A 15,018-nucleotide genomic window follows, 5' to 3' on the forward strand; every position below is an offset into this window, starting at 1 on the left:
CTTCTTTCCGCGAGGACACCATGACCCGCACTGAACTCTCCACCAGCGCGCAGCCGCAGGCCGGCCAGCGAGCAAACTTTCTCGTCCGACGCGTCGCTGTGCTGGGCGCTGGCGTGATGGGCGCGCAGATTGCCGCGCACCTGATCAACGCCAAGGTTCCCGTCACGCTGTTCGATCTTCCTGCCAAGGAAGGCCCGAAGAGCGGCATCGCGCTCAAGGCGATTGAAAACCTGAAGAAGCTGTCGCCGGCGCCGCTGGGCATCAAGGACGACGCCAACCTGATCCAGGCCGCCAACTACGAAGACGACATCGAGAAACTGCGCGATTGCGACCTCGTGATCGAAGCCATTGCCGAGCGCATGGACTGGAAGCACGACCTGTACAAGAAGGTCGCGCCGCATATCGCACCGCATGCGATCTTCGCGTCGAATACGTCGGGCCTGTCGATCACCGAACTGTCGGATGGGTTTGACGCCGAGCTGAAGTCGCGTTTTTGCGGCGTGCACTTTTTCAACCCGCCGCGTTACATGCACCTGGTCGAGCTGATTCCGACCGCGCACACGCGTGGCGACATCCTCGACAAGCTGGAAACGTTCCTGACCTCCGCGCTCGGCAAGGGCGTGGTGCGCGCGAAGGACACGCCCAACTTTATCGCCAACCGCGTCGGCATCTTCTCGATCCTGGCGGTGTTTGCGGAATCGGCCAAGTACGGCATTCCGTTCGACGTGGTGGATGACCTGACGGGCTCGAAGCTGGGCCGCGCCAAGTCGGCGACGTTCCGCACGGCGGACGTGGTGGGCCTGGACACCATGGCGCACGTCATCAAGACGATGCAGGACAACCTGAAGGACGATCCGTTTGCCCCGGTCTACGCCACGCCGCCCGTGCTGGCCAAGCTGGTGGAAGCGGGTGCCCTGGGCCAGAAGACCGGCACCGGCTTCTACAAAAAGGAAGGCAAGGACATCAAGGTGCTGGACCCGCAAAGCGGCCAGTACGGCCCGAGCGGCAAGAAGGCCGATGAGCTGGTCGTTCGTATCCTGAAGAAGGAACCCGCCGAGCGTCTGAAGCTGCTGCGTGAATCGACCAACCCGCAAGCGCAGTTCCTGTGGGCCGTCTTCCGCGACGTGTTCCACTACATCGCTGTCTACCTGGAGCAGATTGCGGATTCGGCGGCGGAAGTCGACCTGGCCATCCGCTGGGGCTTCGGCTGGAACAGCGGCCCGTTCGAAGACTGGCAAGAAGCCGGCTGGAAGCAGGTGGCCGAGTGGGTGAAGGAAGACATCGAAGCTGGCAAGGCGCTGTCGAATGCAGCCCTGCCGCAGTGGGTGTTCTCCGGCCCGGTGGCGGACAACGGCGGCGTGCATTCGGCACAAGGTTCGTGGTCGGCCAATCAGAACGCTTTCCTGTCGCGCAGCACGCTGCCGGTGTACGGCCGCCAGGTGTTCCGCGCACCGATCAAGGGCGCGACCACCGTCAACCCGCTCACGTATGGCAAGACCATCGAAGAGACCGATGCCGTGCGCATCTGGGTGGACGATGCAGCAGGTCAGGACGATGTGCTGATCATCTCGTTCAAGAGCAAGATGAACACGATCGGACCGAGCGTTATCGACGGTCTGACGCGTGCGGTGGATCTGGCCGAAGCCGGTTATAAGGGTCTGGTGGTGTGGCAGCCGACGTCGCTCAAGCTGGGCGCGCCGGGTGGTCCCTTCTCCGCGGGTGCGAATCTGGAAGAGGCGATGCCGGCCTTCATGATGGGCGGTGCCAAAGGTATCGAGCCGTTCGTCAAGAAATTCCAGGACGGCATGATGCGCGTGAAGTACGCCGGCGTGCCGGTCGTTTCGGCTGCGTCGGGTATTGCACTGGGTGGCGGCTGCGAGCTGATGCTGCACTCGGCCAAGCGTGTGGCTGCGCTGGAAACCTACATGGGTCTGGTGGAAGTGGGCGTGGGCCTGGTGCCGGCGGGTGGTGGCCTGAAAGAAGCTGCGCTGGCCGCTGCCAAGGCTGCGCAGGCTGCTGGCAGCACGAACATCCTGCAATTCCTGACCAACCGCTTCCAGGCGGCGGCCATGGCCAAGGTGTCGTCTTCCGCGCTGGACGCGCAGAAGATCGGCTACCTGCAGCCGACCGACACCATTGTCTTCAACGTGCACGAACTGCTGCACGTGGCGCGCAACGAAGTGCGTGCGCTGTCCGATTCGGGCTATCGTGCGCCGCTGCGTCCGGTGGGCATTCCGGTGGCGGGCCGTTCGGGCATCGCCACCATCAAGGCGTCGTTGGTGAACATGCGTGACGGCGGCTTCATCTCGCAGCACGATTTCACGATCGCCGCGCGCATCGCCGAAGCCGTGTGCGGCGGCGATGTGGAAGCCGGTGCACTGGTGGACGAAGAATGGCTGCTGGCGCTGGAGCGCAAGGCCTTCGTCGATCTGCTCGGCAGCGCCAAGACTCAGGAACGCATCATGGGCATGCTGCAGACCGGCAAGCCGGTGCGTAACTAATCGCGCGACGACGACAGAGAACAGGAGTTTCATCATGACCAAGCAACTGCAAGACGCCTACATCGTCGCCGCGACGCGTTCCCCGATCGGCAAGGCGCCCAAGGGCACGCTCAAGAACCTGCGCCCGGACGACCTGCTGGCGACCATCCTCAAGAGCGCTGTCGCCCAGGTACCGAACCTGGACCCGGCGCTGATCGAAGACGCCATCGTTGGCTGCGCGATTCCTGAAGCGCAGCAGGGCCTGAACGTGGCGCGTATCGGCGCGCTGCTGGCTGGCCTGCCGAATACCGTCGGTGGCGTGACCGTCAACCGTTTCTGCGCCTCGGGCCTGACCGCCGTGGCCATGGCGGCCGACCGCATCCGCGTGGGCGAATCCGACGTGATGATCGCCGCCGGTGTCGAATCGATGAGCATGGTGCCGATGATGGGCAACTCGCCGTCGATGTCGCCGGACATCTTCACGCGCGACGAAAACATCGGTATCGCTTACGGCATGGGCCTGACGGCTGAGAAGGTCGCCCAGCAATGGAAGATCTCGCGCGAGGCGCAGGATGCCTTCTCGCTGCTGTCGCACCAGAAGGCGCTGGCCGCGCAACAAGCCGGCGAGTTCAAGGACGAGATCACTCCGATCGAGATCATCGAGAAGTTCCCGAACCTGGGGACGGGTGCGATCGACCTGAAGACGCGCACGCTGTCGCTGGACGAAGGCCCACGTGCCGATACGTCGCTCGAAGGGCTGGGCAAGCTGCGCGCCGTGTTCGCCAACAAGGGCAGTGTGACCGCCGGTAACAGCTCGCAGACGTCGGACGGCTCGGGTGCGCTGATCCTGGTGTCGGAAAAGATCCTCAAGCAGTTCAACCTGGTGCCGCTGGCGCGCTTCGTGTCGTTTGCAGTGCGCGGTGTGCCGCCGGAGATCATGGGCATCGGCCCGAAGGAAGCGATTCCTGCGGCGCTGAAGGCGGGCGGTCTGACGCAAGATCAACTCGACTGGATCGAGCTGAACGAAGCGTTTGCTGCACAGTCGCTGGCCGTGATTCAGGACCTGGGGCTGGACACCAGCAAGATCAACCCGCTGGGCGGTGCGATCGCGTTGGGCCACCCGCTGGGCGCCACGGGTGCCGTTCGCGCGGCCACCGTTGTGCACGGCCTGCGCCGTCGCAACCTGAAGTACGGCATGGTGACGATGTGCGTCGGCACCGGCATGGGCGCTGCAGGCATTTTCGAACGCATGTGACCCCACGTGAGGGGGAGGGCTCAGGCTGCTTTTTAGGGCCTTCCCCTGCTTGATATCGCCCGTCTCACCACGCATAGTTGCGCAGGCGCGCACAGCACTACAAAACAAGCGCGCCGAAGAATGCGGCCCACGCCAGTGGGCACGCGACAGAAGCGGAGCCACGATTCCGCGACAGAGGAGACACACCACCGGGTCACCGGCGGTGCACCAAGAGGAGGGCGCGCGATGGGCAACATCAGCGACACAATCGTGTTGACCGACGCGGCATGCGATATGCCGCGCTCGATGATCGATCAACTGGGGCTAGGCGTGGTGCCGTTCCGCATTCGTGCGGGCGAGCAGTTTGTGGAAGACCGCCGTGATGAGGCTGCGCTGCCGCAGCTCTACCGCAAGTACCTCGTCGACAAGCAGGACCACTACGCTGAGTCGATCCCGCTGCTCGAACGCGAGATTGAGGACTACCTGCTCAAGCACGTGGTCACGCAGCACGACCGCGCTTTGCTGCTGACGATTGCCAGCTCACGCAGCCACTTTTACAGCCATGCCACTGGCGCGGTCGTGGGCACCACGGCCAAGAGCTTCAAGCCGCGCAAGGATGCCGGCCGCTCGGGCTTGTTCGAGCTGACGGTGGTGGACACCGGCGCCATCGGCCCCGGCCAGGCGCTGATGGTGCACGAGGCCGCCCGCATGCTGCGCGAAGGCGCCGAGGTGCGTGACGTGGTCAACGTGATCGAGAACCGCCTGCGTGATGCCTCGCACGTCTACCTCGTGCCCGATGAGCTGCTGTACATGTACACCCGCGCCAAGCAAAAGGGCGAGAAGAGCATCACCTGGGGTCGCTACATGATGGGCACGGCGTTCAATGTGCGCCCGCTCATCCACATGCATCGTGGTGAGACCGAAGCCATCGCCAAGGTGCGCGGCTCTGACGAAGGGATTCGCCGCCTGCTCGCGCACACCGAAATCATGATCGCCGAAGAGCGTCTGGCCACGCCCGTGGTGGCGATCACGTATTCCGGTTCGCTCGACACCGTGCGCCGCATGGAGCCGGTGCAAGCGTTGATGCGAACCGCACAGGATCATGGCGTGGAAGTGCTGCTCGCGCCGATGAGCCTGACTGTGGCGTTGAACGTGGGGGCCAACGCGTTCTCCGTCGGTTATCTATCTGATTCCCCTGTGCCGATCTAGCGGCGCAGGTTTTACTTGGAGTTTTCATGTCGATTCGTACCGAGACCGCAGACGGCGTCCTGACGCTGACCTTCGACCGTCTGGACCGCAAGAACGCCATCACCGCCGCGATGTACCAGACGCTGGCGGATGCACTGGTGGCCGCCGAGACCGATCCCGCCATCCGCGTGATCGTGCTGGCGGGCCATGAAAGCGTCTTCACGGCCGGCAACGATCTTGAAGACTTCATGAAGAACCCGCCCAAGGACGAAAACGCCCCGGTGCACCAGTTCCTGAAGGCGATCAGCACGGCCACCAAGCCGTTGATCGCCTCGGTGAGCGGCGCGGCCGTGGGCGTGGGCACGACCATGCTGCTGCATTGTGACCTCGTGTATGCATCCGAGACGGCCAAGCTGTCGATGCCGTTCGCGCAACTGGGGCTGTGCCCGGAAGCCGCATCGAGCCTGCTGCTGCCGCAACTGGCGGGCTACCATCGCGCCGCTGACAAGTTGCTCTTCGGTGAGCCGTTCGATGCGAACGAGGCGCGCGAGTTGGGTCTGGTGAATCGCGTGTTGCCCGCCGGCGAACTGGATGCCTTCGTGCGCACGCAGGCGCGCAAGCTGACGCTGCTGCCGCCTGCATCGCTACGCGCGACCAAGCGGCTGATGAAGGAGGGTGCGACCCCGCAGATCGCAGAGCGCATGTCGGTGGAAGGCAAGCAGTTTGGCGAGATGCTGCGTGCGCCGGAAGCCCGTGAAGCCTTCACCGCGTTCTTTGAGAAGCGCCGTCCGGACTTCTCCAAGTTCAACTGAGCGCGTCGCTTGTGCGCAAAAGAAAACCCGGCATAGGCCGGGTTTTTCATTGAGCGGTGCCGAATCACTACTCCGGCAGCACGCGCGGCTTGCGTGTCTCGTCCGTGGCGACGTAGGTAAGCGTTGCTTCCGTCACCTTGACGGTGGCATGGCGGCCGTTGGTGCCCATGCGCTGCGCATAGACCTCGACATCCACGGTGATGGAGGTGCGGCCGGTCTTGACCACCTCGGCATAGAAGCTCACGAGGTCGCCCACGTACACGGGCTGCTTGAAGACGAACGAGTTGACGGCAATCGTGGCCACGCGCCCGTTGGCGCGCACCACCGCCGGAATCGACCCGGCAATGTCGACCTGCGACATGATCCAGCCGCCGAACACGTCGCCGTGCACGTTGGCGTCGGACGGCATCGGCATGACGCGCACGGCGGGTTGCTTGCCGGCGGGCAGCTTGACGATCTCAGTGGAGGCTTGGGTGTCGGACATGATGATGCAGGGCAGCATTGAAGCGGAGGGCCTGGGCACGGGGCGCGCACAGGTGATCGGTGGGAGAATACACAATCCGCTATTTTATTGCACCGCACATGCGCCGCTTCCCCGCCTCTTCCGAACCGCCTCCGCCCGGGGCTGCCCGCGGTGACTGGCGCACCATCAAGAGCCTGGTGCCGTATCTCATGGCCTACAAGTGGCGCGTGGGGCTGGCGCTGTCGTTTCTAATCGCCGCCAAGGTCGCCAACCTCGGCGTGCCGATGGTCATGAAGCGGCTGATCGATTCGATGAACGTATCGCCCAGTGATCCGCGCGCGCTGCTGGTGGTGCCGGTTGGCATCATCGTGGGGTATGGGCTGCTGCGGCTGTCGACGTCATTGTTCTCCGAGCTGCGCGAGATTCTCTTCTCGAAGGTGACGGAGAGTTCGGTGCGCACGCTCGCGCTGCAGGTGTTCCGCCATCTGCATGCGCTGTCGTTGCGCTTTCACCTGGAGCGCCAGACTGGCGGCATGAGCCGTGACATCGAGCGCGGCACGCGCGGCATCCAGTCGCTCATCTCGTATTCGCTGTACAGCATCCTGCCGACGCTCGTTGAAGTCGGCCTCGTCATCACGTACTTCTTCGTGAAGTACGACGTGTGGTTCGCGCTCATCACGTTCTGCGCGCTGGTGAGCTACATCGTCTTTACGGTGACGGTGACGAACTGGCGCACGCACTTCCGCCGCAAGATGAACGAGCTGGATTCGCGCGCCAACCAGAAGGCGATCGATTCGCTGCTCAACTTCGAGACGGTCAAGTACTTCGGCAACGAAGAGTACGAGGCGCGTCGCTATGACGAGAATCTGCTGAACTATCGTGCTGCCGCCATTCGCTCACAGCGTTCGTTGTCGATCCTGAACTTTGGCCAGCAGTTCATCGTGGCGACGGCGCTGATCCTGATCCTGTATCGCGCTACGCAGGGCGTGGCCGCGGGGCACATGACGCTGGGCGATCTCGTGCTGGTCAACACGCTGATGCTGCAGATCTACATTCCGCTCAACTTCCTGGGCGTGATCTACCGCGAGTTGAAGCAGGCAGTGACCGACATGGACCGCATGTTCACCCTGCTGCAGACCAATCGCGAGGTGGCCGACAAACCGGATGCGCAACCGCTGGCCGTGCACGCCGGCGACGTTCGTTTTGCGCATGTGGACTTCAGCTACGAGGCCAAGCGTCAGATCCTGTTTGATGTCGATTTCACCATTCCGGCAGGCACGACCACGGCGGTGGTGGGGCAAAGCGGCTCCGGCAAATCGACGCTCGCACGTTTGCTGTTCCGCTTCTACGACGTCAAATCGGGCGCCATTGAAATCGACGGGCAGGACCTGCGCGATGTCACGCAATCCAGCGTGCGCGCGGCCATCGGCATCGTTCCGCAAGACACGGTGCTCTTCAACGACAGCATCTACTACAACATCGCCTACGGCCGCCCCGATGCCACGCGCGAAGAGGTGATCGAGGCCGCCCGCGCTGCGCAGATCCACCACTTTGTCGAATCGCTTCCCGACGGCTACGACACGCAGGTCGGCGAGCGTGGGCTGAAGCTCTCCGGCGGTGAGAAGCAGCGCGTGGCCATCGCGCGCACGCTGCTCAAGCGTCCGCCGATTCTCGTGTTCGACGAAGCGACCTCCGCGCTGGACTCGCGCACCGAGCACGCCATCCAGGAAGAGCTGATGAGCCTGGCACAGAACCACACCACGCTGGTGATTGCGCACCGGCTGTCCACCATCGTGCGCGCGCACCAAATCCTGGTGATGGAGCACGGCCGCATCATCGAGCGCGGCACGCATGAGTCGCTGCTGCGCGCAGAAGGCCGTTATGCGCAGATGTGGCGCATGCAGGCACGCGAGCCCGAGCGCGAACCGGAAGCGGCCGCCTAAGGCCTACATCGCCGTTTGCCCCGCCCGGAAGTTGGCTGCAACACGCTGGCGCAGGTACGCCTCCGCGCTGATGGGCGCGTACTTGCCGGATGGGCTTTCGATCATTACATCGCGGTTGGCCTGGCAGAAGAACGCCAGGCTGTAGCGCGAGCCCTGATACTCGTGCGGCAGCGGGTTGCGCACGCGGTGGAAGTTCGACGGCAACTGATCGTCGCTCCAGCGCATCAGCATGTCGCCGATATTGCAGGTGATGATGTCGTCGGCGGGTTCGATACTGGTCCACTGCTGGCCTTCCATCTCTTTGCCCGGACAGAGCTGCAAGCCACCCTGGCCGGCGCGCTGGAACAGCAGCGTCAGGCAATCGAAATCCGTATGGGCGCCGGCACGCCAGAGGCCACTCGCCGCGGAAGGATCGGTCGGAAAGTAGTGCAGCAGGCGCAGCGTGCTCTGATAGGTGGGGCTGGACGGGTCGTGCGCGTGCGTAAAGAAATCCGCCTCGAAGCCGAGCTTGTCGGCAAAGCAGGACAACACCCGCATCCCCACCTGCCAGCACTGCGTTTCGAAGGCCAGCATGGCAGCACGGAAGCCGGGCAGCTCGTCTTCACTCGGCCACAGCGGCGCCATGTGCGGCAGCGTGATCTGATACGACTCCTTCTGGTCTTGCGTGCCCGTGGAGGGGCGCACCTGTGCACGGCTTTCCCAACCGCTGTTCAGCGCACGCTGCAGCGGGTACTGCGCCTTGACGCCGTCCGGCAGCGCGAAGAAGCGTTGCGCCATGTCGAATGCGCCTTGCACCTGTGTCAGGTCAATGCCGTGGTTGACGAGCTGGAAGAAGCCAACGTCCGTGGCGGCTGCCCAGAGTTCGTCGGCGATCTGCACCCGGCGAGCGTCGAAGTCGGAGAGATCGATACGGCGGATTTCCCGCGTCTGGGTTTCCGAACCCAGGCCGCCCATGCGGGCTTCCTTGTCGAGTTCGGTGAGTGTGTGGGGCAAGGTGGCGAGCGTGCTCATGTGGGCTCCGTGCGAAGGGTAGGTCGATGAATGCCGGACCTGGAGCCGCAAGACCATGCGCTGAAGCGGTGGCGGTGTCTTGAAGTTCAAATGGCGCACAGGCCCATCTGTTGCCACAGAGGGCTGGGTGGGCCTGTTCCGGCTTCAAGAGCAATTCCCGGCCAGCCGGCATGGTGTGCGCGGCTGGTGAACGCTTCTACTCTTGCGGGTCATCAACGCAAGGTTCAGGCCAACACCCAACGCGCGTGTGATGGGCTGAGGTTTGTCTTTGCATGCACCAGACAGGGAAATCAAGCACTGTTGGTGCGCATGCTGTGCACAGTGCTGGCGTGTCGATGCCGTGCGTTCGCGCGGGTTCATGCCACCGTGGCGGATGGTATGGAAGTTGCAAAACACCGAGCGAGAGTAGAAGCGTTCACTGCTGCGTGAAGTGCCGCCCGGTACTTCGGTTGATTGGCGCAGCGGCCGGAAATTGCTCTTGAAAGCCGCGCCTGCGCGTCCGGTTCTCCGGCGCACGGCCGTGCCTTCATGACGCAATGCCCGGCCTCCATCGAATCGCGCGGGCTCTCATGACGGCGTAGCCACAGGCGTGTTGAACGACTGCTCAAAACCGCGCCTCGCCATGAAACCTCGCTTCTTGACCCGCCGCCTGATCCGTCGATCCTTTGGGCTGGCAGTGGCAGCCATCGCCACCGTTTGCTGGTCTGCCAGTGCCTTCGCACTCGACAAGGTCGTCTTTCTCACCTCCTGGTATGCCCAGGCCGAACATGGCGGCTTCTACCAGGCAGTCGCCACAGGCCTCTACAAGAAGTACGGGCTCGACGTACAGATCCGCATGGGCGGGCCGCAGGTCAACGGCATGCAGATCCTGAGCAGCGGGCAGGCGGACTTTCTGATGGGCTACGACTTGCAAGTGCTCAAGAGCATAGAGCAGGGCGTGCCCGTGACGACCGTGGGTGCCTCCATGCAGACCGACCCGCAAGGCATGATGACCCATGAAGACGTGAAGAGCCTGGCCGACCTCAAGACGCGCACCATCCTGGTTTCCACCTCGGGCCGTACGACGTGGTGGCCGTGGCTCAAGGGCAAGTACAAGCTCGATGAGTCGCAGTCCCGCGTCTATACGTTCAACCTGCAGCCATTCTTGGCCGACCCGAAATCGGCGCAGCAGGCGTATGCATCGTCCGAGCTGTTCAGTGCCGACAAGGCCGGCGTGAAGACGCACTTCTTCCTGTTTGCCGACGATGGCTACCCGCCCTACGGCACCACGATCGTCACGATGGACAAGACCATCAAGGACAAGCCCGACCTGGTGGCCCGCTTCGTGCGCGCTTCGATGGAAGGCTGGAAGAGCTACCTGTCCGACCCCGCGCCCGCCAATGCGCTCATCAAGCACGACAACCCCAACATGAAGGACGACCAGCTCCTGTACGGACTGGAAAAACTCAAGCAATTCCACATGATCACCGGCGGCGATGCCGCCACGCAGGGCATTGGCGTCATGACCGACGGGCGCTGGAAGCAGACGCGCGACTTCATGGTCAACGCGGGCTTGCTGAAGGCCGATGTGGAGTGGAAGCGCGCCTACACCACGCAGTTCGTCAAAGACCTGAAGGTGATGCCATGAGTACAGCACCACAACTACAACCACTGTTGGGCCAAGGAGATCGCCATGTCGCTCGTGTTTCGTAGCAGCCGGACAGCGCCGGCGTCGCATGGCCCTGGACAGCCTCCGCTGGACGGCGAACGCGTGAACCATGCGCCGGTGCTGTTCGCCAACCAGGTCGAGAAGACGTATCCGAACGGCACCGTGGCGCTTGAGCGGGTGAAGCTCGCCATCCAGCCGGGCGAGTTCGTCTCGTTGCTGGGGCCTTCCGGTTGCGGCAAGAGCACGCTGCTCAAGCTGTTCGCCGGGTTGGAGCAGCCATCGGCCGGCCATGTGCGCTGGTGGGGCGGGCCGACGCTCGCGGCTGGTATCGGCGCGCCGGGCCGCACGCTGGCGATGGTGTTTCAGGAGGCCACGCTGATGCCGTGGGCCAAGGTTGCCGACAACACCCGCTTGCCGCTCGACCTTGCGCGCATGCCACGCGCCGAAGCCGACGAGCGCGTGCGGCGCGCGCTGGCGCTGGTGGGGCTGGGCCAATTCGGCCAGGTGTATCCGCGCGAACTGTCCGGCGGCATGCAGATGCGTGTGTCGATCGCCCGCGCGCTTGCAACGGATCCTGATCTGTTGCTGATGGACGAGCCCTTCGGGGCGCTGGACGAGTTCACGCGCAACAAGCTCGATGCCGATTTGCGCGCGCTGTGGGCCGAGCGCGGCCTGACGGTGGTGTTCGTCACGCACAGCATCTACGAGGCGGTCTATCTGTCGAGCCGCGTGATCGTAATGGCGGCGCGCCCCGGCCGCGTGATCGCCGATGTGCCCATCGAAGGGCCGGCCGTGCGCGACGAAGCGTTTCGCGTATCGCCAGCGTTCATGCAGACCTGTGCAGAGTTGTCGGCCCTGCTTGCGCAAGCCAACACCGGCGTGCCTGTCGTCGATTGATCTGGGAGTTCATCATGCATCCTCCGTTGTTGTCCCGCCCCGCTGTGCAGCGGGTGGCCGCACCGCTCGCGGTGGGCGTTGTGCTGCTGCTTGTGTGGCAAGCCGTTTGCGTGGCGCTTGAAGTGCCGCCGTATCTCGTGCCGTCGCCGGCGGCCATCGGCAAGACGCTCGTTGAAGACTGGTCGCTCTTGGCCGGTTCGTTATGGGTGACGTTGCAGATCACGCTGCTGGCATTTGCGCTGGCCGTCGTGTGCGGCACCGTGGCGGCCTTCCTGTTCGTGCAGAGCCGGTTGATCGAAGCCAGCCTGTTTCCCTATGCGATTCTGTTGCAGGTCACGCCCGTCGTTGCCATCGCGCCGCTGATCATCATCTGGGTCAAGCAGCCGACGCTGGCGCTCGTCATCTGCGCCACGCTGGTCGCGGTGTTTCCCATCATCTCCAACACCGTGCTGGGGCTACGCAGCGTCAACCCGGGGCTGGCCAACCTGTTTCGCATCAACCGCGCAAGCCGGTGGGATACGCTGGTTCGCCTGCGCATTCCGAGTGCATTGCCCTATTTCTTCGGCGGCCTGCGCATTTCATGCGGGCTGGCGCTGATCGGTGCGGTGGTCGCGGAGTTCGTGGCGGGCACGGGCGGCACGGGCGCGGGGCTGGCCTACCAGATCCTGCAAGCCGGTTTTTCGCTGAACATTCCACGTCTGTTTGCGGCGCTGTTCCTGATTACGCTGACAGGCATTGCGCTGTTCGCCGTCATGGTCGCGCTGTCGCGGCTGACGTTGTCACACTGGCATGAGAGCGAGCTTGCATGATGCAGCCCATCCCCATCGAATCCTCGCTCCTCATTCGCAATACGGCGGCCATCCTCACCGGGCAGGATGCGCGGGCAGGACATGCTGAGCGCATCGCCGGGCCGGATATCCGCGTGGCCGGCGGCAAGATCGAAGCCATTGGCCATCTGCCACCACGCCCTGGTGAGCGTGTCCTGGATGCGACCGACTGCGTGGTGTACCCAGCGTGGATCAACACGCATCACCACCTGTTCCAGTCGCTGCTCAAGGGCGAGCCGCTTGGCTTGAACCTGACGCTCACGCCGTGGCTGGGTGCGACGCCCTATCGGTTTCGTGCGGCGTTCGATGAGCACACCTTCCGCCTGGCGGCCCGCATCGGCCTGATCGAACTCGTGCGCAGTGGCTGCGGCACGGTGGCGGATCACAATTACCTCTACTACCCCGGCATGCCGTTTGACAGTTCGGCGATCCTCTTTGAAGAGGCCGAAGCGCTGGGCCTGCGCTTCGTGCTGTGCCGTGGGGGCGCCACGCGCACGCGGGGGCTGGAGAGCGACCTGCCGCAGGCCTTGCGCCCCGAAACGCTCGACGCCTTCCTGGCCGACTGCGAGCGACTGACCGCGCGCTACCACCAGCCTGGTCCGGATGCCATGCGCCGCGTGGCGATGGCACCCACCACGCCGCTGTATTCGATGGCACCCGAGGAATTGCGCACCTGCGCACGCACCGCGCGCCGCCTGGGGATTCGCCTGCACAGCCATCTTTCGGAAACGGTCGAGTACCAGAACGCGGCGGCAACCGCGCATGGCGCCACGCCCGTGGCCTTCTGCGCGGAATACGAATGGACCGGCCCTGATGTCTGGTTCGCCCATCTGGTCAAACTCAGCCCCGCGGAGATCCGCATGCTCGGTGAAACCCGCACGGGTATCGCGCATTGCCCCCAAAGCAACGGCCGGCTTGGCAGCGGCATTGCCGATATCCCCGCGCTGGAAGCGGTTGGCGTGCCGGTGTCGATTGGTGTGGATGGCGCCGCCTCCAACGAGGCCGCCGACATGATTTCCGAAACCCACGCCGCCTGGCTGATGCAGCGTGCGCGGCGCGGCGAGTTGGCGCGCGCGCAATCGGAGGGCGGCAGCACGGAAGGCGGTGCGGATGCCGCGCGCATCGAAGACGTGGTGCGGTGGGGAACCGCCGGCGGTGCCGCCGTGCTCGGCCTGGATGGCATCGGCACCCTTGTGCCGGGCCAGGCCGCCGATTTGGCGGTCTACCGATTGGACGATCCGCGCTACTTCGGCCTGCACGACGTGGCGATTGCGCCGGTGTCCAGCGGGGGCCGACCGACGTTGCGCGCGTTGCTGGTGGGTGGGCGCGTCATCGCGCAGGACGATGCCATTCCCGGTGTCGATCTTGCCGAGTTGGGCGCACAGGCCCGCGCAGCCGTCGGGCAACTCCAGCAGCGCGCCGAGAGAATGGCCGCCTGAGGTTGTCAGCGCTTAAAATGCCCTTCCAGCAGGCGCCCGAACGCGGCGCTACCGACACCGCGCGGAAGGGGGCGCAAGGCGATGGAACTCAAATGGCTGGAAGACTTCATCAGCCTGGCCGAGACGCGCAGCTTTTCGCGCTCGGCAGAATTGCGGCACGTGACGCAGCCGGCGTTCTCGCGCCGCATCCAGTCACTTGAAGCGTGGCTGGGCAATGAGCTGATCGACCGATCAAGCTACCCCACGCGCCTCACGCCTGCGGGCGAGGTCTTCTACGAGCAGGCCCTGGCGATGCTCGCGCAGGTGAGCGAAACGCGCGCGCTGATGCGCGGCCAGCGCCCGGCCAGCGCCTCGACGATCGACTTTGCCGTACCGCATACGCTATCGCTCACGTTCTTTCCCGGGTGGCTGGCGCAGGTGGAGGAGAAGGTCGGCAAGCTGCAGTGCCGCTTGCGCGCGCTCAACGTGCACGATGCGGTGATGACGCTGGTGGAAGGCGGATGCGACCTCGTCATGGTTTATCACCATGCGCGCCAGATGATCCAGCTCGACCCGACGCGCTACGACATGCTGGTGCTCGGCACCGAGCGGTTGTCGCCGTTCTCCAAGCCGGATGCGAATGGCCGCCCGATCTACCGACTGGTACCTGCGGCGCGCAAGCCGATTCCCTACCTCAGCTACACGCCCAACGCTTTTCTGGGCCGCATGGTCGATGTGCTGTTGGAAAACTCGCCGGTGGCACCGCTGCTCGACAAGTGCTACGAGACCGATATGGCCGAGGCGCTCAAGGTGATGGCGCTGGCGGGCCACGGTGTGGCCTTTCTGCCGGAGAGCGCGGTGCGCGACGATGTGGCTGCCGGGCGGCTCGTGCGCGCCGAAGGCAAGGGCGGTGGCACGCTGTCGATCGAGATGGAGATCCGCCTGTACCGGGAGCACCCGCAAAACGGCGGCCACGACCGCCGCCACCCGCAATCCAAGCGCAAACGGGAGCTGATCGACACGCTGTGGAGCGCGCTAGCAGGCTGAGGGGAGGCTGAATGCGCCATCACATTGGCTCATCGGGTTATGCGTTACAT

General features: G+C 64.3%; 12 protein-coding genes. 10 read left to right on the plus strand and 2 right to left on the minus strand.

All coding sequences use genetic code 11. From position 1 onward, the window contains the following. The first annotated feature begins 20 nt into the window (after nucleotides 1-20). From F7R11_RS04930 to F7R11_RS04945, 4 genes are all read left to right on the plus strand, one after another. Nucleotides 21-2,501 carry a 3-hydroxyacyl-CoA dehydrogenase/enoyl-CoA hydratase family protein gene (locus F7R11_RS04930; RefSeq protein WP_064801620.1) on the plus strand — a complete coding sequence of 827 codons (2,481 nt, stop codon included), beginning with the start codon at nucleotides 21-23 and terminating at the stop codon, nucleotides 2,499-2,501. Between the two features lie 34 nt (nucleotides 2,502-2,535). Then, nucleotides 2,536-3,735 (plus strand): acetyl-CoA C-acyltransferase, encoded by a 1,200-nt coding sequence (locus F7R11_RS04935; RefSeq protein ID WP_048933997.1) that lies wholly within the window; start codon nucleotides 2,536-2,538, stop codon nucleotides 3,733-3,735. Nucleotides 3,736-3,960: 225 nt separating this feature from the next. Then, nucleotides 3,961-4,923: a DegV family protein gene (locus F7R11_RS04940; protein WP_064801622.1), complete on the plus strand. Its 963-nt coding sequence runs from the start codon at nucleotides 3,961-3,963 to the stop codon at nucleotides 4,921-4,923. A gap of 26 nt (nucleotides 4,924-4,949) precedes the next feature. Beyond that, complete coding sequence (locus F7R11_RS04945; RefSeq protein ID WP_021196497.1) at nucleotides 4,950-5,714, plus strand: enoyl-CoA hydratase; 765 nt, start codon at nucleotides 4,950-4,952, stop codon at nucleotides 5,712-5,714. 67 nt (nucleotides 5,715-5,781) lie between these two features. On the opposite strand, the gene F7R11_RS04950 is transcribed toward F7R11_RS04945, so the two are convergent. Further along, complete coding sequence (locus F7R11_RS04950) at nucleotides 5,782-6,216, minus strand: acyl-CoA thioesterase (protein ID WP_021196498.1); 435 nt, start codon at nucleotides 6,214-6,216, stop codon at nucleotides 5,782-5,784. An 80-nt stretch (nucleotides 6,217-6,296) separates the two neighbouring features. Here F7R11_RS04950 and F7R11_RS04955 point away from each other — a divergent pair, with 80 nt between their 5' ends. Further along, entirely contained in the window at nucleotides 6,297-8,120 is a 1,824-nt protein-coding gene (locus F7R11_RS04955) for an ABCB family ABC transporter ATP-binding protein/permease (RefSeq protein ID WP_064801625.1), read from the plus strand. 3 nt (nucleotides 8,121-8,123) lie between these two features. On the opposite strand, the gene F7R11_RS04960 is transcribed toward F7R11_RS04955, so the two are convergent. After that, nucleotides 8,124-9,131 carry an isopenicillin N synthase family dioxygenase gene (locus tag F7R11_RS04960; RefSeq protein ID WP_064801627.1) on the minus strand — a complete coding sequence of 336 codons (1,008 nt, stop codon included), beginning with the start codon at nucleotides 9,129-9,131 and terminating at the stop codon, nucleotides 8,124-8,126. Between the two features lie 622 nt (nucleotides 9,132-9,753). Between F7R11_RS04960 and F7R11_RS04965 the strand changes: the two genes are divergently transcribed. The 5 genes from F7R11_RS04965 to F7R11_RS04985 all read left to right on the plus strand — a co-directional run bounded on the left by F7R11_RS04965 (nucleotide 9,754) and on the right by F7R11_RS04985 (nucleotide 14,968). After that, nucleotides 9,754-10,758, plus strand: coding sequence for an ABC transporter substrate-binding protein (locus tag F7R11_RS04965; protein ID WP_021196501.1), 1,005 nt, complete (start codon nucleotides 9,754-9,756; stop codon nucleotides 10,756-10,758). 45 nt (nucleotides 10,759-10,803) lie between these two features. After that, nucleotides 10,804-11,676, plus strand: coding sequence for an ABC transporter ATP-binding protein (locus tag F7R11_RS04970; RefSeq protein ID WP_082932765.1), 873 nt, complete (start codon nucleotides 10,804-10,806; stop codon nucleotides 11,674-11,676). Nucleotides 11,677-11,690: 14 nt separating this feature from the next. Beyond that, entirely contained in the window at nucleotides 11,691-12,485 is a 795-nt protein-coding gene (locus F7R11_RS04975; RefSeq protein WP_064806152.1) for an ABC transporter permease, read from the plus strand. Further along, nucleotides 12,482-13,942, plus strand: a complete 1,461-nt coding sequence (locus tag F7R11_RS04980; RefSeq protein WP_231973150.1) for an amidohydrolase family protein — start codon at nucleotides 12,482-12,484, stop codon at nucleotides 13,940-13,942. Before F7R11_RS04975 ends, F7R11_RS04980 begins: the two co-directional genes overlap by 4 nt. An 81-nt stretch (nucleotides 13,943-14,023) precedes the next feature. Continuing rightward, nucleotides 14,024-14,968 carry a LysR substrate-binding domain-containing protein gene (locus F7R11_RS04985; protein ID WP_021196505.1) on the plus strand — a complete coding sequence of 315 codons (945 nt, stop codon included), beginning with the start codon at nucleotides 14,024-14,026 and terminating at the stop codon, nucleotides 14,966-14,968. The last annotated feature ends 50 nt before the right edge of the window (nucleotides 14,969-15,018 follow it).

The organism is Ralstonia insidiosa (genome assembly GCF_008801405.1).
Lineage (GTDB): Bacteria > Pseudomonadota > Gammaproteobacteria > Burkholderiales > Burkholderiaceae > Ralstonia > Ralstonia insidiosa.